This is a genomic window from Actinoplanes sp. CA-051413 (assembly GCF_050955795.1).
Lineage (GTDB): Bacteria > Actinomycetota > Actinomycetes > Mycobacteriales > Micromonosporaceae > Actinoplanes.
Map to the genome: position 1 here is coordinate 3,904,688 of NZ_CP192100.1, position 18,831 is coordinate 3,923,518.

General features: G+C 71.7%; 18 protein-coding genes. 6 read left to right on the plus strand and 12 right to left on the minus strand.

Annotated features, from left to right (window positions below; translation table 11 throughout):
• The first annotated feature begins 1 nt into the window (after position 1).
• Positions 2-1,321 (plus strand): lactate racemase domain-containing protein, encoded by a 1,320-nt coding sequence (locus ACQP2Y_RS18205; protein WP_433729727.1) that lies wholly within the window; start codon positions 2-4, stop codon positions 1,319-1,321.
• Here ACQP2Y_RS18205 and ACQP2Y_RS18210 read toward each other — a convergent pair.
• The 9 genes from ACQP2Y_RS18210 to ACQP2Y_RS18250 form a co-directional block, all read right to left on the minus strand.
• Positions 1,222-2,301, minus strand: coding sequence for a LacI family DNA-binding transcriptional regulator (locus ACQP2Y_RS18210; RefSeq protein ID WP_433729729.1), 1,080 nt, complete (start codon positions 2,299-2,301; stop codon positions 1,222-1,224). The genes ACQP2Y_RS18205 and ACQP2Y_RS18210 overlap by 100 nt on opposite strands.
• A 25-nt stretch (positions 2,302-2,326) precedes the next feature.
• Complete coding sequence (gene larC / locus ACQP2Y_RS18215; protein ID WP_433729731.1) at positions 2,327-3,559, minus strand: nickel pincer cofactor biosynthesis protein LarC; 1,233 nt, start codon at positions 3,557-3,559, stop codon at positions 2,327-2,329.
• Positions 3,556-4,230 carry a nickel pincer cofactor biosynthesis protein LarB gene (gene larB / locus ACQP2Y_RS18220; protein ID WP_433729733.1) on the minus strand — a complete coding sequence of 225 codons (675 nt, stop codon included), beginning with the start codon at positions 4,228-4,230 and terminating at the stop codon, positions 3,556-3,558. The genes larC and larB overlap by 4 nt, the downstream gene beginning before the upstream one ends.
• Positions 4,223-5,044 carry an ATP-dependent sacrificial sulfur transferase LarE gene (gene larE / locus ACQP2Y_RS18225; RefSeq protein WP_433729735.1) on the minus strand — a complete coding sequence of 274 codons (822 nt, stop codon included), beginning with the start codon at positions 5,042-5,044 and terminating at the stop codon, positions 4,223-4,225. Before larE ends, larB begins: the two co-directional genes overlap by 8 nt.
• Before the next feature lie 106 nt (positions 5,045-5,150).
• Positions 5,151-6,119 (minus strand): NAD(P)/FAD-dependent oxidoreductase, encoded by a 969-nt coding sequence (locus tag ACQP2Y_RS18230; protein ID WP_433729737.1) that lies wholly within the window; start codon positions 6,117-6,119, stop codon positions 5,151-5,153.
• 29 nt (positions 6,120-6,148) lie between these two features.
• Entirely contained in the window at positions 6,149-7,042 is an 894-nt protein-coding gene (locus tag ACQP2Y_RS18235) for a carbohydrate ABC transporter permease (RefSeq protein WP_433729739.1), read from the minus strand.
• Between the two features lie 4 nt (positions 7,043-7,046).
• The gene (locus ACQP2Y_RS18240; protein WP_433729741.1) at positions 7,047-7,946 is read right to left on the minus strand and encodes a carbohydrate ABC transporter permease; all 900 of its coding nucleotides are present in this window, start codon (positions 7,944-7,946) and stop codon (positions 7,047-7,049) included.
• A 1-nt stretch (position 7,947) separates the two neighbouring features.
• Positions 7,948-9,300, minus strand: coding sequence for an ABC transporter substrate-binding protein (locus ACQP2Y_RS18245; RefSeq protein ID WP_433729743.1), 1,353 nt, complete (start codon positions 9,298-9,300; stop codon positions 7,948-7,950).
• Positions 9,270-10,274, minus strand: a complete 1,005-nt coding sequence (locus tag ACQP2Y_RS18250) for an EamA family transporter (protein ID WP_433729745.1) — start codon at positions 10,272-10,274, stop codon at positions 9,270-9,272. The genes ACQP2Y_RS18245 and ACQP2Y_RS18250 overlap by 31 nt, the downstream gene beginning before the upstream one ends.
• A 70-nt stretch (positions 10,275-10,344) precedes the next feature.
• On the opposite strand from ACQP2Y_RS18250, the gene ACQP2Y_RS18255 reads away from it, so the two are divergent.
• Positions 10,345-11,310, plus strand: coding sequence for a GlxA family transcriptional regulator (locus ACQP2Y_RS18255; RefSeq protein ID WP_433729747.1), 966 nt, complete (start codon positions 10,345-10,347; stop codon positions 11,308-11,310).
• Positions 11,311-11,313: 3 nt separating this feature from the next.
• On the opposite strand, the gene ACQP2Y_RS18260 is transcribed toward ACQP2Y_RS18255, so the two are convergent.
• A complete protein-coding gene (locus tag ACQP2Y_RS18260; protein ID WP_433729749.1) occupies positions 11,314-11,844 on the minus strand; it encodes an EXLDI protein in 531 nt (176 codons plus the stop codon).
• A 190-nt stretch (positions 11,845-12,034) separates the two neighbouring features.
• On the opposite strand from ACQP2Y_RS18260, the gene ACQP2Y_RS18265 reads away from it, so the two are divergent.
• Positions 12,035-12,781, plus strand: a complete 747-nt coding sequence (locus tag ACQP2Y_RS18265) for an alpha/beta hydrolase (protein WP_433729751.1) — start codon at positions 12,035-12,037, stop codon at positions 12,779-12,781.
• Between the two features lie 24 nt (positions 12,782-12,805).
• Here the strand turns inward: ACQP2Y_RS18265 and ACQP2Y_RS18270 are convergent, their stop codons facing one another.
• The gene (locus ACQP2Y_RS18270) at positions 12,806-13,222 is read right to left on the minus strand and encodes a MerR family transcriptional regulator (RefSeq protein ID WP_433729753.1); all 417 of its coding nucleotides are present in this window, start codon (positions 13,220-13,222) and stop codon (positions 12,806-12,808) included.
• A gap of 91 nt (positions 13,223-13,313) precedes the next feature.
• Between ACQP2Y_RS18270 and ACQP2Y_RS18275 the strand changes: the two genes are divergently transcribed.
• On the plus strand, positions 13,314-14,075 hold the full coding sequence (locus ACQP2Y_RS18275) for a methyltransferase domain-containing protein (RefSeq protein WP_433729755.1): 762 nt from the start codon (positions 13,314-13,316) through the stop codon (positions 14,073-14,075).
• A gap of 148 nt (positions 14,076-14,223) precedes the next feature.
• Here ACQP2Y_RS18275 and ACQP2Y_RS18280 read toward each other — a convergent pair whose 3' ends face one another.
• Positions 14,224-15,432 (minus strand): MFS transporter, encoded by a 1,209-nt coding sequence (locus ACQP2Y_RS18280; protein WP_433729757.1) that lies wholly within the window; start codon positions 15,430-15,432, stop codon positions 14,224-14,226.
• Positions 15,433-15,462: 30 nt separating this feature from the next.
• Between ACQP2Y_RS18280 and ACQP2Y_RS18285 the strand changes: the two genes are divergently transcribed.
• A complete protein-coding gene (locus ACQP2Y_RS18285) occupies positions 15,463-16,494 on the plus strand; it encodes a LacI family DNA-binding transcriptional regulator (protein WP_433729759.1) in 1,032 nt (343 codons plus the stop codon).
• A 163-nt stretch (positions 16,495-16,657) separates the two neighbouring features.
• Entirely contained in the window at positions 16,658-18,799 is a 2,142-nt protein-coding gene (locus ACQP2Y_RS18290; RefSeq protein WP_433729761.1) for a heavy metal translocating P-type ATPase, read from the plus strand.
• Positions 18,800-18,831: the final 32 nt, after the last annotated feature.

Below are 18,831 nucleotides of genomic sequence, written 5' to 3' on the forward strand. Positions count from 1 at the left end.
CATGACTTCCCTGACCGGAACCAGGCAGCGCGCCGCCCGGATCGGTGGCGCGGACCGCGTCCTCGGCGCCCGCGAGGTCACCGACTTCATCGCCGAGCAGCTGGCCGGCATCGACGCCGACGGGCTCAGCGTCTGCGTGCTGGTCCCCGACGCGACCCGCAACTGCCCGCTGCCGCTGCTGGTCAGCGCGGTGCACCGGGCCCTGCACGGGCGCGCCTCCCGGCTCACCGTGCTGATCGCGCTGGGCACGCACGGGGCGATGAGCGACGACGCGCTGGCCGAGCACCTCGGATACCGCGGGCGGGACCTGGCCGAGGTCTATCCGGGCACGACCGTGCGCAACCACGAGTGGTGGAAGCCGCAGACCTTCGCCGACCTCGGCACCATCCCGTCCGCGCGGATCGAGGAGCTCTCCGAGGGCCGGATGAGCGGCGACGTGGAGGTGCTGCTCAACCGGGCGGTGGTCGACCACGACATCGCCCTGGTGGTCGGGCCGGTGCTGCCGCACGAGGTGGTGGGCATGTCCGGCGGCAACAAGTACTTCTTCCCCGGCGTCGCCGGTCAGAAGATCATCGACGTGTCGCACTGGCTGGGCGCGCTGATCACCTCGGCCGAGATCATCGGTACGACCGAGGTCACGCCGGTACGGGCGCTGATCAACGACGGCGCCGCCCTGATCCCCGCACGCACGTACGCGCTGTGCGTGGTGACCGCCGAGACGCCGGAGGAGGACGACGGCATCCCGGCGGACAGCGACCGCAGCACCGCCTTGCACTCGGTCTCCTTCGGCGACTGCATCTCGTCCTGGGAGAGCGCCGCGGAGATCAGCGCCGCGACCCACGTGACCTACCTCGACGCGCCGGTCCGCCGGGTGCTGTCGCTGGTCCCGGCCATGTACGGCGAGATCTGGACCGGCGCCAAGGGCTTCTACAAGGTCGAGCCGGTGGTGGCCGACGGCGGCGAGGTCATCCTGTACGCCCCGCACATCCGCGAGATCGCCACCAGCCACCCGGAGATCCACGAGATCGGCTACCACTGCCGCGACTACTTCGTGCAGCAGTGGGACGCCTTCAAGCACATCCACTGGGGCGTGCTCGCGCACTCCACGCACCTGCGCGGGGCCGGCACGTACGACCCGGCGACCGGCGAGGAGCGGCTGCGGGTCGACGTGACGCTGGCGACCGGCATCCCGGAAGAGGTCTGCCGCGCGCTGAACCTGGGCTACCGCGACCCGGCCACGATCGACGTCGCCGACTTCACGGCCGACCCGGACACGCTGGTCGTGCCGCGGGCCGGGGAGGTGCTCTTCCGCCTGCGCTGAGTTGTCGACTGGCGTACGACCAGGCGGACCGGGAGCACCAGGGGTGTGCCGCTGGGCCGGGTGCCGTGCCACACCGCGATGCAGTTGCGCACCCCGGTGAGGCCCATCCGGTACAGCGGGGAGGCGATCGTGGTCAGCTGCGGATTGACCAGCTCGTCGTAGACGATGTTGTCGAAGCCGACCACGCTGACGTCGTGCGGGACGGTGACGCCCAGCTTGTGCAGCCCGTTCATGATCCCGATGGCCAGCATGTCGTTGTACGCGAGCACGGCCGTCGCGCCCAGCTCGGCCACCCGCCGCGCGGCACTCAGCCCGGCCAGCACGGTGGGCTCGTTCGGGCCGATGCGCCGTACGTCGAGCGGCAGCTGAGCCGCCACCTCCCGCAAGGCCCGCCAGCGCACCCCGTCGGCCCAGCTGATCTCCGGGCCGGCCACGTACAGCACGGAGTCGTGGCCGAGCGCGCAGAGGTGTTCCGCCGCCTGCCGGATCCCGCGCTCGTTGTCGTTCACCACGCAGCTGGCCTCGGGGATGATCCGGTTGAGCAGCACCACCGGCTTCTGCTTGGCCATCATCCGCAGCGCCGAGTCGCTCATCCGGGAGCTGGCGATGACGATGCCGTCGACCTGCTCCATCTCCCGCTCGATGGTCTGCCGCTCGACCTCCGGCGACTCGTTGGTGTGCAGCAGGACCAGCTGGTAGCCGGCTTCGCGCGCGGCCTCGTACCCGCCTTTGATGATCTCGCCGTAGAACGGGTTGGTGACGTCGGCGATGACCAGCCCGATCGAGCGGTGCGTGGGCCGGCCGCCGGGCTGCTGGCCGTTGAGCGGCCCGGACCGGTAGCCGAGGCGTTCCGCCGCCTGGAAGATCTTCTGGGCGGTCTCGGCGTGCACCCGGCCCGGCCGCGAGTAGGCCCGGGACACGGTGGAGGCGGCCACGCCGGCTTCCCGCGCGACGTCGTAGATCGTCGGTCGTCGCCCCATGTCGCTCATCGTAGGCCGGGTCCGGTCAAAAGACGCCGGCCCGGTATTCACGGCTGTCGTGGTATGCGGCCCCCACGACCAGCCCGGCCGCGGTTGCTGCGGCGGTGGCCTGCTGCAGCACCAGGCGCTCGGGACGCTCCAGCCGGCGGGCAGCCGCGGCGACGTCGTCGAACTCGGGCATGACCTGCGTGATGACGCCGTCCCGGTGCGCCACTTTGACCGCGATCGTGCCGCCGTCCAGCTCGATGTCCACGAAGGTCCGCGGAACGGCGTACCGGTGCAGCAGCTGTTCGCGGACACCCAGCGTGCTCGTGTCGCGGAGCATCCGTTCGCGCAGCACACCGGCGCGTTGCGGCCGGCACAGCACGCTCAACGTGTGCGCGGGACGGCCCTTCTTCATGACGATGGGTACGAGCCACGCATCGGCGGCCCCGTCGGCCAGCAGCCCGGCCAGCACTCCCGGCCACAGCCGCGGGTCGAGGTCGTCGACGTTGGTCTCCAACATCATCATCGGCTCGGCGGGCTCCGCGGCCGTCAGCACGCCCACCAGGACCCGGACCACGTTCGCACGTCCCGGGTTGTCCCGGCCCCCGGCGCCGGACCCGACCTCCTCGACCGCCATGGCCGGCAGGTCCTCGCAGGAGGTCGCGAGCGCCCGGATCGCCGCCATCCCCGTCGGGGTGGCCAGCTCGCCGGTGCCACCGGCGCGGACCCGCCAGCCGCGGGCCAGCTCGGCGACGGCCGGCACGGGTACGGGCAGGTCGCCGTGGCCGGACCGGACCCGCCCGGAGCCCACCGCGACCTCACCCGCGGACACGGTGGCGACGTCCAGCTCTTCCAGGGCGGCGCAGACACCGACCACGTCCGCGATGGAGTCCAGCGCGCCGACCTCGTGGAAGTGCACGTCGTCGACCGGTATGCCGTGCACCCGCGCCTCCGCGTCGGCGAGCCGGGCGAACACCGCGCCGGCCCGGTCGTGAACCCGGCCGTCCAGGTCGGCCTGGGCGAGCAGCTCGCGGATGCCGTGCCAGGTGCGGTGCGGCGGGTCGGCCACGAGTGGCTGCGCGTCGACCTTGAGCGCCCGCAGCCCGGCCCGGGTCACCGTCGTCGCCGTGAGCTGGATCGAGCCGGGAAGCACCGCGTCGACCGCCCGCTGGACCGAGGCGAGCTCGGCTCCCGCGTCGACGAGGGCGCCGAGCAGCATGTCGCCGGCCACGCCCGCCGACGCGTCGATCCAGGCATGCCGACCGGCGCTCACGCGTCGTCCGCCGGGGCAGCGATCTGGGCGGCGAGGTGGCCGGCGCCGTACCCGTTGTCGATGTTGACCACCGCGACGCCGGGCGCGCAGGAGTTGAGCATGGTGAGCAGCGGGGCCAGCCCGCCGAAGGCGGCGCCGTAGCCCACCGAGGTCGGCACGGCGACCACCGGGGCGGCGACCAGGCCGGCGACCACGCTGGGCAGGGCCCCGTCCATCCCGGCGACCACGACGACGACCCGGGCCCGGCGCAGCAGGTCGAGCTGGCCCAGCACCCGATGCAGGCCGGCCACGCCCACGTCGACCACCAGTTCGGTACGGCGCCCCAGGTAGCGCGCCGTCTGCATCGCCTCCCGGGCCACCCGCAGGTCCGAGGTGCCGGCCGCGACCACGGCTATGAGCCCGCCGGTGCTCTCCGGCGGCACGGGCGGCCAGGCGAGCAGGGCCGCCTCGGTGTCGTGCCGGGCGTCGGGCAGCTCGTGCAGGATCGCCTTGGCGTGCTCCGGGCCGGCCCGGGTGAACAGGGTGACCACGTCGGGGCGGGCGCGTACGGCGGCGGCGATGCCGGCGACCTGCTCCGGCGTCTTGCCCTCGCAGTAGACCGCTTCCGGATAGCCGCGGCGGGCAGTGCGTTCCAGATCCAGCCGCGCGAAGCCGGACAGCTCGTCAGACATCGCCGGCCCGGACGAGGGGCAGGGTGAAGGCGCCGGACTGCACGCCGGTCAGGTCCACGGTGACAAAGCGGAAACCGGCCGCCAAGACGGCGTCACGGATCGCCGTGCGCAGCGGGTCGGTGACGGCGCGCGGTAGGTCCTCGGACGGCAGCTCGACGCGGGCGATGTCGCCGTGGTGGCGTACCCGCAGGTCGGCGAAGCCCAGCCGGCGCAGCGCCGCCTCGGCCTGGTCGATCTGGCGCAGCTTGCGGGGCACGACCTCGGCGAAGTGCGGAATCCGGGAGGCGAGGCAGGGCGCGGCCGGTTTGTCCGCGCACGGCAGCTCCAGCTCGCGGGCGATGCCGCGCACCGCCGCCTTGTCGAGCCCGGCGTCCGCGAGTGGCCGCAGCACCCGGTGCTCGACCGCGGCGCGGGCACCCGGCCGGTCCGGCCGGCGGGCGTCGTCGGCGTTCTCCCCGTACGCGACAGCGTCCAGCCGGTGCGCGGCCACGACCTCGTCCGCGATCACCGTGAACAGCTCGTCCTTGCAGTGGAAGCAGCGGTCCGGCCCGTTGGCCCGGTACGCCTCCCGGTCGCCCTCGTGGGTGAGCACCTCGACGACGGTGACCCCGATGTGGTCGGCGACCCGGTGCGCGGCCGCACGTTCGTCGGCGGCCAGGCTGGGGGAGACGCCCAGGATCGCGACGACCCGGTCACGGCCCAGCGCCCGGACCGCCAGGGCGAGCAGGACGGAGGAGTCCACGCCGCCGGAGAATGCGACGCCCAGCCGGCCGATCCCGGCGAGCCGGTCGGTGACGGCGGCCGCACCGATCATGGAGTGTCCTTCCCTCGACGGGACGTCCGGTCCCGCCACCCATTCCATGTGCCCGCGCCGAGCCTTGGCAAGCGATTGCCAGAAGTTGTGGTGGCCCGGCCCGGTGTCAGCCGGCCTCAGAGGAATGACCGGGGAACAGGTGGGCGGCCGGATCGATGGCCACGGCCGCGTTGTTGACGGCGGTGGCCGCCTCGCCGAAGCCGGTGGCGATCAGCCGGACCTTGCCCGGATAGTCCACGATGTCGCCCGCGGCGAACACCCGCGGCAGGTTGGTGGCCATCGTGCTGCTCACCACGATGTGCCGGCGGTCCAGCTGCATCCCCCACTCCGCGAGCGGGCCGAGGTCGGCGGTGAAGCCCAGGGCGGCGACCACGGTGTCCACCGGTACGCGGCTCGTCCCGGCGCGGTCGACCGCCACGTCCGCGTGCGTCACCGTCGCGCCCCCGTGCAGGGCAGTGACCTGGGCGTTCACCAGGATGGTCACGGGCAGCTCCTGGACCCGGGCGACCGTGGCGGCGTGCGCCCGGAACCGGTCGCGCCGGTGCACCAGGGTGACCGAGCGGGCCACGGCGTGCAGCGCGAGCGCCCAGTCGAAGGCCGAGTCGCCACCACCGACGATGAGCACGTCGTGCCCGGCCAGGTCGGCCGGCCGCGGCACGAAGTAGACGATCCCGGCGCCGGGAAAGCCCTGGGCGGCCGGCAGCGGGCGCGGAGTGAAGCTGCCCAGGCCACCGGTCACGATGACCGCGCCACAGCCCAGGTCGCTGCCGTCGGCCAGGTGCAACACCGGCAGCCCGTCGCGGTAGGAGAGCTTCTCCGCGCGTACCCCGAGAAGGTAGTGCGGCGCGAACGGCGCCGCCTGGGCGACCAGGTTGGTGACCAGGTCGCGGCCCTTGATCGACGGCAGGCCGGCGACATCGAAGATGTCCTTCTCCGGATACAGTGCGGTGATCTGCCCGCCCGGTTCCGGCAGCGTGTCGACCACCGCCACGGTCAGGCCGCGGAAGCCCGCGTAGTACGCGGCGAACAGCCCGGTGGGGCCGGCCCCGATGACGGCGACATCGACCTCACGCATACCGGCCCGCCCCTCTGCGCCCGACCGTCTCACCCTTTGCGGCCTTGAGTGGCCACGCCCTCGACAAAGTACCGCTGGCACAGGAAGAAGGCGATGATCATCGGTACGGTGGTGAGCACCGCACCGGCCAGGACGACCTCCCACTGCGCCTCGCCGGCCTGGCCGAACTGGTCGAGGATCGACTTCATCCCGCGGGGCATCGTGAACAGTGCCGGGTCACGCAGGTAGATGAGCGGCTTGAGCAGGTCCGACCAGCTCGCCCGCAGCTCGAAGACGAACGAGACGATGAGCGCCGGTTTGCACAGCGGCACCGCGATCCGCCAGAACAGCCGCCAGTAGCCGGCGCCGTCCACCCGGGCCGCCTCGAACAGCTCCCGGGGCACGCCGAGGAAGAACTGCCGGATCAGGAAGATGTAGAACGCGCTGCCGAACAGGTTGGTCGCCCACAGCGGCACCTGCGTGGCGGCCAGGCCCAGCTCGTTCCAGATGAGGTAGGTCGGGATCATCGTGACCGCGCCGGGCAGCATCATCGTGCCGATCACCGAGGCGAACAGCACGTTGCGCCCGGGGAAGCGGAAGTACGCGAAGCCGAACGCCACGATCGCGCTCGACACGGTCACCGCGGCGGCCGCGGCCAGGGCGACCACGACGCTGTTGACCAGCCAGGTGAACACCGGCGCGGCCGACCAGATGGTGGCGTAGTTCTCCGGCGCCCAGTGCCGCGGCACGAGTGCGTTGTCGAAGACCTCCGGCCGCGGCTTGAGTGACGCACTGACCAGCCAGACGAACGGGTACACGAAGATCACAGCGGCGGCCGAGAGGGCTGTCCACAGCACCCACCGGTGCCGCTGCCGGCGTCCGGACTGCCGGGACGGGCCGGTCTCGACGGGGGCCAGGGCCTGCGGCTCCTGCAGCGCGGTCATCGCCTCACTCGCTCTCGTAGTAGACGAAGCGCCGGCTGAGCCGGACCTGGACCAGCGTGATCAGCACGATGATCAGGAACAGCAGCCAGGCCAGTGCCGACGCGTAGCCCATGTGCAGGAACTGGAACGCCTGCTGGAACAGGTAGATGACGTAGAACAGGGCCGCGTCGTTGCCGTACGTCTGCTGGTTGGCGCTGCCGAAGAACGCGGTGTAGACCTCGTCGAAGGTCTGCAGCGAGCTGATCGTGTTGATGATCAGCGTGAAGAACAGCGCGCCGCTGATCATCGGCACGGTCACCGCCCGGAAACGGGCCCACGGTGACGCACCGTCCATCTCGGCCGCCTCGTAGAGATCGCGCGGCACGTTCTGCAACGCGGCCAGATAGATGATCACCGTGCTGCCCAGGCTCCAGGCGCTCATCAGCACGATGCCGGGCTTGATCCACGACCCGTCCGCAGTCCAGTCCGGCCCGGTGATGCCGACCCAGCCGAGCACCTCGTTGATCAGGCCGACCTGGCCGTTGAACAGCAGCAGGAACAGCACGCCCACGGCCACCTTCGGGGTGATCGTCGGCAGGTAGAAGATGGTCCGGAAGAAGCCCGCCGACCGGCGTCCGGCCCGGGCCAGCAGCATGGCCAGCCCCAGGGCCACGGCCATGGTCAACGGCACGTGCAGCACGGTGTAGAACATCGTGTTGGCCAGGCTGGTGCGGACCTTGGGATCGGCCAGCAGCATCCGGTAGTTCTCCCCGCCGACGAGGTCCGTGCTGGTCAGCACGTCGTAGTCGGTGAAGGACAGCACCAGGCTGGCGACCATCGGCCCGGCCAGGAACACCAGGAAGCCGACGATCCAGGGGGAGAGGAAGCCGTACGCGGCCCAGGTCTCGCGGCGGCGCGCGATCATCTCAGGAGCCGCTGTTGGCTTTGTCCAGAGCCGCCTGGGCCTGTTGCTGGGCCTGGGCCAGCGCCTCGGCCGGCTGCTGCTTGCCGGCGAGCACCCGGTTGACCGCGTCCTGCCAGGCCGCCTTGAACTCCTCGCCGGCGGCGAGAGCCGGCTCCGAGAAGCCGGCCTGCTGAGTCTGCAGGACGGTCTGCACGGCAGCGTCGAATCCGGCGTGGCCGGTCGGCTGCACGACGTCCTTGAAGATCACCTCGTCGGCCTTGACGTTGCCGGTGAACAGGCCGGTGAACGGCGCGCCCTTGGCCTGGCGGGCCGCCGCCCGGGCCTTGGCGGCCGCGATCCAGGAGCCGGCCTCGGTCATCTTCTTGATCCACTTGCAGGCCTGGGTGGGATGCGCGCTCTTGGCCGGGATGGCCCAGGCGTTGCCGGTGATCCAGTCGACCGGCTGCCCGTCGACCCCGCGGAACGGCGCGACGGTCAGCTTCACGTCGGGGGAGCTCTCGCCCAGCACGCTGAGGTAGAAGTCCTCCATCGGGAACGCGCCCAGCTGGTTCGTGGCGAACTGGTTCTTGGCGCCGAAGAAGTCGAACGAGTCGCGGAAGGACTTGAACTTCGCCCAGCCGCCCTGCGCGTTGATCAGGGAGACGGTGAAGGTGAGCGCCTCGACCACCTTCGGATCGGTCAGCTGCGCTGTCCTGCCGTCCTGGCTGACCAGCGAGCCGCCGTTGGCCCGGGCCCACAGCGGGAGGAACTCGGGGATCTTGGGGTCGAAGCCGATCCGGGAGAGCTTGCCCCCGCGCATCGCGGTGAGTTTCCGGGTGGCGGCGGTCAGGGCCGGCCAGTCGGCGGTGCTGAACGACGCGGGGTCGAGCCCGGCCTCGGCGAAGGCGGTGTCGTTGAGCATCAGGACCCGGTTGTTGTAGAACTCCGGCAGGCCGTACAGCGTGCCGCCGAGGGTGGCCTCGGTGACCGCGGCCGGGCGGAACTGTCCCAGGTCGATCTTCTCGCGCTCGACGCAGTCGGTCAGCGGCAGGATCGCCTTCTTCACCGCGTAGGTGCCGAGCAGCCGTCGTTCCAGGTAGACCAGGTCGGGCGGGCTGCCCGAGGCCACCGCGGACAGGAACTGCTGGGCGCTGAAGCTGCCCTCGGACGCCTTGGCGCTGCTGGGCGCGATCGCGGCGTTGGCGGCGTCGAACCGTGTCTGCGCGACCTCGTCACCGGTGCCGAACCCCATCATGGTCAGGGTCACCGTGGCGTTGCCGGAATCTTTGCCGGAGCTGCCCACCCCGCCACAGCCGGCCGCCATCGCGACCAGGAGGGCGGCACTCACTGCCGCCCGGATCGATCGGATGAACATCGACGTTCTCCCATCGGCGCACGTTCCCGTAGCCGGAATATAGGATCGCGTCGATCCCTGCGCAATTCGGGACGCCCGGAGCCGGCCGCGGGTCTCCCGGGCACCACGATCAGCGCCACCGCACCGGCGATGACCAGGCCGGCCAGGACGGTGCGACCACCCAGCGGCTCGTCCAGCAGCCACCAGCCGAGCAGCACGGCCACCACCGGATTGACGAAGGCGTAGGTGCCGGCGACCCGGGCCGGAGCGTGCCGCAGCAGCCACTCGTACGCGCTGTAGGCCAGCAGGCTGCCGAACACGATCAAGTAGCCGACCGCCAGCAGCGAGCCGGTCACGTCCGCGGACAGGTCGATCCGGGCGAACTCGCCGCCCAGGCCACCGAGCACGGCCAGGGCGGCGCCGGCACAGATCATCTCCACGGCGCTGGCCAGCAGCGGCTGCTCCGGGTGCGGGGCGTGTCGGCCGTACACCGAGCCGAGGCCCCAGCACATCGCCCCGCCCAGTGCCACCGCCGCGGCCAGCGGGTCGGGCGCGGAGCCGGAGAACGGGTTCACCAGCATGCCCACACCGGCGATCCCGGTGACCAGGCCCACGGCGACCGGCGCGCTGATCCGTTCCCGGTCGACGATCCGGGTGCCCAGCACCATCCACAGCGGGATGGTGGCGAGCAGCAGGGCCGCCGTACCGGAAGAGATCTCCTGCTCCGCCCACGTCGCCCCGCCGGTGCCCGCGGCCGGCAGCAGCAGACCCTGGACCAGGCCGGCCCGCCACTGCGCCCGGGTCGGCCGGCGCCAGCCCCGATCCGGCCGCCGTCGGCGCCGCCACGCGCACCAGGCGTAGAGCAGCAGCCCGGCGACCAGGAAACGCACCGCGCTGAGGGTCAGCGGGGGCAGGTGCTCGACGGCGACCTTCAGGGCCAGATACGTCGAGCCCCAGACGACGTACACGATCGCGAGTGGTCCGAGAAGAGGCATACCTTCACCGTGCCCCGATCCGGGACGGCAGACTTGCCAGGCATCCCGCAGTTTCTGCCAAGATGGGACGATGCTGTCGGACGTCGCGGTGGTGGTCGCCGCCCCGGTGCCGGCCTTCGAGCTGGGCATCGTCAGTGAGTTGTTCGGTTTGCGCCGGCTGGACCCGGAGCTGCCGTCGTACCGGTATGCGGTCTGCGCCGAGCAGCGCATGCCGATGCCCACCTCCACCGGCTTCCGGGTAACCCCGACCCACACCCTGCGCCGGCTCGCCACCGCCGACCTGATCATCGTCACCGGCGCCGCCCCGCCGATCCCGCCACCGACGCCCGCGCTGCTCGCGGCGCTGCGCCGGGCCGCCGCCCGCGGCGCCCGGCTGGCCGCGGTCTGCACGGGAGCGTTCGTGCTCGGCGAGGCCGGCCTGCTCGAAGGGCGCCGAGCCACCACCCACTGGGGGTACGCGGACGACCTCGCCGCCCGTCACCCCGGCACAACCGTCGACCCGGACAGCATCTACGTGGTCGACGGGCCCATCGCGACCAGCGCCGGCGCGTCCGCCGCGATCGACTTGTGCCTGCACCTGATCCGCGCCGACCACGGCGCCGACGTCGCCAACCGGGTCGCGCGCGAGCTGGTCGTGCCGGCGCACCGCAGCGGTGGGCAGTCGCAGTTCACCCGTACGCCGGTGAGCGCCCCGCAGCTGCCGGGCTCGCGTACCCTCGCCGACCTGTTGGACTGGGCTGCCGCGCACCCGGACGCCGACCTGTCCGTGGGTGCGCTGGCTGCCCGGGCGGCGATGTCACCGCGAACCTTCGCTCGGCACTTCGCGGCCGCCACCGGCTCCAGCCCAGCTGCCTGGGTCCGCTCGCAACGGGTCCGGCTGGCCGAGCAGATGCTGGAACGCGACGGGGCGACGATCGCCGCTGTTGCGCGGCGCTGCGGGCTGGGCAGCCCGGACACCTTGCGGCGGCACTTCCGGGCCGTACGCGGCGTCAGCCCGGAGCAGTACCGCACGGCGTTCGGCGCACCCGCCCGCTGACGCTCAGATGTCGAGGTCCTCGATGGTGGGCTGGTCCACCAGGTCGGCGACCACGTCGTAGAGCTCGTCCGGCACCATCCCGCGCAACTCCTCCAGCGACCCGGCGACACGCAGGCTCGATTCGGCCGGCGTTCGGGTGAAGGTCTGGTCGGCGCTCCAGTCACCGATCCAGGCCCGCCAACCGGTGTTCCACTTCTCCGCGTTCGGACCGACGTTCGTGTAGGCCTCCGAGCGTTCCAGGTGGACCACGAACTTCTCGCTGCGGGACCGGTAGATGCGGAAGGTCTCGGTGCGCTCGTTGGTGGATCGTTCCCACTGGGCCAGGAGCACGCCGGAGAAGCGCTGTTTGCGGCCGAGGCCGGGGCCGACGCGGACGACGATCTCGTCGTAGCCCTGCTTGCGGCCCTCCTCAACCTCGACGAATCGCCGGAGTGCCGCCGTGATGGTCGCCGACAAGGTGCCGCCGGCCATTTCCTGAGCACGCTGGTAGAGCGGCAGGTCATCGTCGGCCACGTAGATCGTCTTGTTCGGCATGCTCTAACTATACGCATACATGTACGTACACTCACCGGCGCTGTGATACGTTCAGCGCCGCTGATGTGACCTGAGGAGGTGAGACCGATCAACGCTGTGACAGGTCGGGGCTCCCTCCTTTGCAAGGTCTAGCTCGCTCGCTAGGTCTGGGGAGTGCCCGCGAAAGGCATCCCGAAAGGCTTCACACTTCATGCGCTTCACCTCGCGGACGTCGTCGGACGGCGTCACCGAACAGCTCTTCACCCTCACCTCAACCTCGGGTGCGGTCGTCCCGGGCGTCTTGTGGACGCCGGAGCACGCCGCCGGGGTCCGTCCGCTGATCCTGATGGGACACGGCGGCGGTCAGCACAAGCAAGCTCCCGGCATCGTGGGACGGGCCCGTCGTTTCGTCGCCGAGGGTGGCTTCGCGGTGGCGGCCCTCGACGCGCCCGGTCACGGTGACCGGCCGCGGAGTGCAGAACAGGACCGGATCATCGGCGAGCTGCGCACCCGCGCGCAGGCCGGGGGAGAACTCGCCCCGGTGGTCGCCGCGCTGCATAATCTGCTTGCCGGGCAGGCCGTACCGGAATGGCGGGCGGCCCTCGACGCCCTGCAGAACCTGGACCATGTCGGTGCGGGCCCGGTCGGGTACTGGGGGATGTCCTTGGGGTGCGGGCTGGGCGTTCCGTTCGTCGCCGCCGAGCCGCGCGTCCGGGCCGCGGTGCTGGGTCTGAACGGTGCGGAGACATCGGCCGAGGCGGCCGCGCGGATCACCGTGCCGGTGGAGTTCCTGGTGCAGTGGGATGACCAGCTGGTGCCGCGGGCGGCGAGCCTGGCGCTGTTCGAGCTCTTCGCTTCCGCGGAGAAGACGCTGCACGCCAATCCCGGCGGGCACGGGGATGTGCCGGTGTTCGAGCTGGACAGTGCGCTGCGGTTTTTCGGCCGGCACCTGAGCTGACGATCGTGCCGCCCGGGTCGGACGTCAGGGGTGGTCCAGGGCCTCGGCCAGGTCCACCCCGTCGACCCGGGCGAGCACCATCGCCTGGAAGTGCGGGCAGGCCTGGTAGTCCTGGTGCCGGCACCGCAGGCCGTGCTCCAGCATCGTCTGCGACAGCGTGAGGCGGGCGATCCGCTCGAGCACCTGGGTCAGCTGACTGCGCAACACCTCGCGCCGCTGCTTGCGGTCCGGGGCGGTGAACAGCTCGCGGAGCTGCTCCAGGCTGAAGCCCGCGTCCTTGCCGAGGAGGATCTCCGCGACCCGGGTCACGTGCGCGGTGCCGTACACCCGGCGGCCCGCGACCCGCCGCGCCGGCGTCAGCAGGCCCATGTCCTCCCAATGGCGCAGCACGTGCGTGGCCAAACCGAAGCGGCCCGCCAGCTCGCCGATCGAATACTCCATCGACCATTCCCTCCCGCTTCCTGGACTCCAGGTCGGTTTGACTTCAGGTCGGGTTGACTTCAGGTCGACCTGAAGTCGCACACTCGGCCGCATGCCCGAGACGCACAGCGCCCACACGGACGCCGAAACTCTGATCCGAGCACTCGACGCCGCCGAGAACGCGCCCGGCGCCGCCACGTTACGCGCGCGCAGCTATGAGCTGCTGCGGTTGTCCACAGGCGCGACGGTGGTCGATGTCGGCTGCGGCACCGGTCGTGCGGTGGCCGAACTCGCCGGGCGCGGCGCCCGGGCCGTCGGCGTGGACCTCGATCCCGCGATGCTGGCGGCGGCCCGCGACCGCTTCCCGGAACTCGACCTGCGCGCCGCCGACGCGGCTGACCTGCCGCTGGGTGCGGGTGAGGCGCAGGGGTACCGGGCGGACAAGGTCTACCACGTGCTGCCCGATCCGGCCGCCGCGCTAGTCGAGGCCCGCCGGGTCCTTGCCCCCGGCGGTCGCATCGTGCTGCTGGGCCAGGACTGGGACACGATGGTGATCGACTCCGATCAGGGGGCTCTGACCCGCCGGATCGTGCACGCCCGGGCGGACACGATCCGCCATCCTCGGGTTGCTCGCGCTTACCGCAATCTGTTGCTGGACGCGGGTTTCCGGGAGGTGGAGCTTGAGGTGCACACCATGGTGTTCACCGACGCCTCAACTCTGCCGCTGCTCGCCGGGCATGCGGCTGCGGCTTGCAACACCGGTGCCATCAGCGACGAGGAGGCTGAGGGGTGGGTCGGTGAGCAGACTCGGCGTGCGGCTGCGGGCCGGTTGCTGCTCGCTGTCCCGATGTTCCTGGCCGCCGGGACGCGCTGAGAGTTGGCGGGTGGCTGGCTTTCTGTTCCTACCGCCGGGATCAGGGGTGGGTGTGCCGGCTGATGCTGAGGTGAGCCTGAAGGTGGTCGGCTCTGGGTTGCCACTGGGAGCAGGCGCATGGACGGCTTTCTGGTCGTGCCGCTGAGTATCAGGTGCGGCGGATTGGATGGTGCTGACGCACGGCGGGTTGGGGCGTCACCGCGTATCGGCTCAAAGCCAGCAGCGGCAAGGTCAGCACAGCCAGGACGACACCGAGCGCCGCCACCGCGAGCATTGCACCGCGTAGGCCGGCCGCCGACGCCCATAGGCCGACGTAGACCGGACCCAGCAGGAAGCCGAGGTAGGAAATCACCGTCACGATCGACGTCGCTCGCCCGCGTGAGGACTCGACGACGTTACGGGAGACGATGCTCAGCAGCGTCGGGAACAGGGCGGCGGTCCCGGCGGCCGCGAGGACGAGCCCGGCCAGAGCGACCGGCACGGACGAGGCCCGAGCAACCACCGTCGCACCGGCCGCCGCCACGAGGGATCCGAGGACGAGGACCGCGCGGGCGTGGGCCGGGCTCAGCGCGCTGACCGCGAAGCGGGTGACCGCCACGACGGCGGCGAACACCGCAGGTGCGAGCGCGCTCAACCCCGGCCCAGTGGTGAGAACGTCCTCCAGGAAGACCGCACCCCAGCTCTGATGGGCGTTCTCGCCGGCGAACGCGAGCGCGCCGAGCGTACCCACGAGCAGCAGCGGCACGAGCGGCATCCGGACGCCCCGCGTCGGCTCGAAAGGGATCGGCCCGGAGTCGCCGGCGGGCAGGGCGCGGTTGATGGCGGCACCGGCCGCGACGGACGCCAGCAGGACTACCGCGAACGGCACCCAGGTCGGCGCGCCGAGGGTGTAAGCGGCACCGGTGCCGAGACTGGATACGACGACCACGGAGGAGAACACGGCCCCGGCCCGGGTGATGACCGGCCGGCCTGACCGCTGCTCGGCACGGCCGCCGATCGAGTTCATCGCGACGTCGGCAGCGCCGCTGGCCATGCCTACACCAACGAGGCCGGCACACAGGCTGACCAGCCCGCTCGCCGCCACGGCCGCGACCAGTCCTGCCACGCCGAGGGCGACCACCAGCAGAGCGGCGCAGCGCAGACCCCAGCGGTCCAGCGCCCGGCCGGTCAGCAGCATGGCGGGCAGGGCGCCGGCACTGATGAACAGCAGCGCGATGCCGAGCTGGGCGTCGTCGAGGCCGGCCTGGTCGCGGACGCGCGGCACGGCCGAGCCCCAGGTGCCCCAGAACGCGCCGAAGATCCCCGAGGCGAGGTAGGCGGCCGTGGTGAGGCGGCGGTGCGACGTGGCGAGCTGCATTGTGTAACGCTACACAGCTACGATGGCCGGGTGCAACCGCGCCCGCCCGCCTCTCGCCGGGTCACGATGACCGATGTGGCCCGGGCGGCCGGCGTGTCGCCCATGACCGTCTCCTACACCTACAACCGCCCGCAGCGGGTCTCGGTCGAGACCCGGGCCAAGGTCCTCGAGACCGCGACGGCGCTCGGCTACGCCGGGCCGGATCCCAGCGCCCGATCGTTGCGGTACGGCGCCACCCGCACCCTCGGCGTCGTGCTCGGTGAGCACCTCACCTACGCCTTCGACGACCCGCAGGCGGTCCTCTTCCTCGCCGGCATCGCCGAGGTCTGCGCCGAGCGCGGGTACGGCCTGCTCATCGTCCCCACCGGTACGGGCGACGACGACCGCGACCGGGTAGCGGCCGCTGCGGTTGATGCTTACGTCATCTGGACGACCTCAGCCGACGACCCGGTGCTCGCCGCCGCCACGGGCACCCGCCGTCCGGTTGTCATCCACAGTGGACCCGCGCTGGACAGCGCTGTGACCTTGGGCATCGACAACCGCGCTGCGGCCCGCGCGGTGGGGGCTGAGGTCTTCGCGACTGCCCGGCGCCCGGCTGTGCTGAGCTTCCCGGTCGACCGGCAGCGGGACACCTTCGTTCGCATGGGTCTCGACCCCGGCAGCGTCGCGTATCCGGTCACCCGGGACCGGCTGGCCGGCTACCGGGACGCCGCCCAAGATCTCGGCATCGACTGGTCCCAGGTGCCGGTCGCGGTGTGCCGCACCAACGACGAGGCCGAGGCCCGCGCGGTCATGCGCAAGCTCCTCGCATCGGCGCCGGGCATCGACGCCGTCGCCGCGATGAACGACCCGATGGCGCTGGCGGCCCTGCGCGAGGCGGGTGATCAGGTACGGATCAGCGGCTGGGACGACTCGGTGCTCGCCCGGGAGCACGGGCTGACCACCGTGGCTCAGTCGTTGCGCGAACAGGGGGCCGCCTGCGCCGCGGCGGCGCTCGGCGAACCGGCACCGGACTTCCGCGAGGCCTGGCACGTGGTCCGACGCGCTTCCACTGGCGCCTGACCGCGACGCGGCGACCGGCTGCGACGGGGTGCCTGACCGCGACGCGGTGAGGTCGACACCCGCGCGCGATGAATCAGAGCGCTGGGGTCGCCCCGCACTGTGACCTGACAGACGTTGCCTCATACCCCCAGGGGGTATAACTTGACTACTGGAGGTGGCCACGATGAATCCTGTAGACAGTGAGAGCCGGGCCCAAGGCCCGACCACGGCGGTCCACGAGCATCACCACGGCGGCAACCACGGCGAAGGCCACGGCGGTCACGACCACCAAGCCGGCCACGGCGGGCATCAGGGTCATGACAAGCACGCCGGCCACGACCCCGAGATGTTCCGGCGCAAGTTCTGGCTGAGTCTCGCCGTCACCCTGCCGATCGTGCTCACCAGCCCCATGGTGATGGACTGGTTCGGCTACTCCCTGGACTTCCCCGGGATTTCCCTGGTCGGCCCGGTCGTCGGCACGTTCGTGTTCGGTTACGGCGGGTGGCCGTTCCTGGCCGGCGCCGTCGCCGAGGTTCGGGACCGGGCGCCCGGCATGATGCTGCTCATCTCGATGGCCATCACCGTCGCCTACGCGGCGTCGCTGGCCACCAGCTTCGGGGCGTTCGACCTGGACTTCTGGTGGGAGCTGGCCGCCCTGGTGACCATCATGCTGCTGGGGCACTGGCAGGAGATGAAGGCGATCGGCCAGGCCCAGGGCGCGCTCGCCGCCCTGGCCGCGCTGCTGCCCGACGACGCCGAGCGGATCACCGCCGCCGGCGACGTCGACCGGGTGCCGGTCGCCGACCTGGTGGTGGGCGACACGGTGCTGGTGCGCTCCGGCGGCCGCGTGCCCGCCGACGGTCGCATCGTCGAGGGGTCGGCCGAGCTCGACGAGTCCATGATCACGGGGGAGAGCCGCCCGGTGGCCCGGGCGGTCGGCGATCGGGTCGTGGCCGGCACGGTCGCGACGGACTCCGCTCTTCGGGTACGGGTCGACGCGATCGGGGAGGACACCGCGCTGGCCGGCATCGGGCGTCTCGTCGCGCAGGCACAGGCCTCCAACGGCCGCGCGCAGGTTCTCGCCGACCGGTTCGCCGCGATGCTGTTCTACATCGCTACGGCCGCGGCGGCGCTCACGTTCGTGGTGTGGTGGCTGCTGGGTGATGTGGACGGGGCTGTGGTCCGTACCGTGACGGTCTTGGTCATCGCGTGCCCGCACGCGCTCGGCCTGGCCATTCCGCTGGTGATCGCGTTGTCCACGGCCGTGGCGGCCAAGGCGGGCATCCTGGTTAAGGACCGGCTGGCGCTGGAGCGGATGCGCACTGTCGACGCCGTGCTGTTCGACAAGACCGGGACGTTGACCAAGGGCGCCCACACCGTCACAGGCATCGCCGTCGAGGACGGTGAGACCGACGACGGCGTGTTGCGCCTGGCCGCAGCGGTCGAGGCGGACAGTGAGCATCCGCTGGCCCGGGCGATCGTCGCCGTCGCCGGGCAGCGCGGACTGCGCGCGTCGGCCCGCGACTTCCGGTCGCTGACCGGCCGCGGCGTGCAAGCCGTCGTCGACGACACCGCGTACGCCGTTGGTGGACCTTCCCTGCTGCGTGAGCTGAACGCCGAGGTGCCGGCCGGGTTGCGCCGTACCGCTGAGGAGTGGTCGCGGCGTGGCGCCGCGGTCCTGCATCTTCTCCGGTTGCCCGCGGACGGGGGTCCGCAGGTGCTGGGCGCGTTCGCACTGGAGGACGAGGTTCGCCCTGAGGCGCGCGAGGCCATCGCCGACCTGCGGGCGCAGGGCGTACGGAAGATCGTGATGATAACCGGGGACGCCCGCCCGGTGGCTGAGGCGGTCGCGGCTGACCTGGGGTTCCGGCCCGGCATCGACGAGGTCTTCGCCGAGGTGCTCCCGGCCGACAAGGACCGCGCGGTCGCGGAGTTGCAGGGCCGGGGGCTGACCGTGGCGATGGTGGGCGACGGCGTCAACGACGCTCCCGCGCTGGCCCGCGCCGACGTCGGCATCGCCATCGGGGCCGGTACGGACGTGGCCATCGAGTCGGCCGGCGTGGTGCTCGCCTCGTCCGACCCGCGCGGGGTGACCGGAGTGATCCGGCTGTCCCGGGCGTCCTACCGCAAGATGGTGCAGAACCTGGGCTGGGCCGCCGGGTACAACGTCATCGCGATCCCGCTCGCCGCGGGCGTCCTGGCCTGGGCCGGGTTCACGCTCAGCCCGGCGGTCGGCGCCGTGCTCATGTCGGCGTCCACCATCGTTGTGGCGCTCAACGCGCAGTTGCTGCGGCGGGTGCGCCTTACCGCCGATCGGATGGCATGAGACACCTTGTCTTGATACCTCTAGGGGGTATG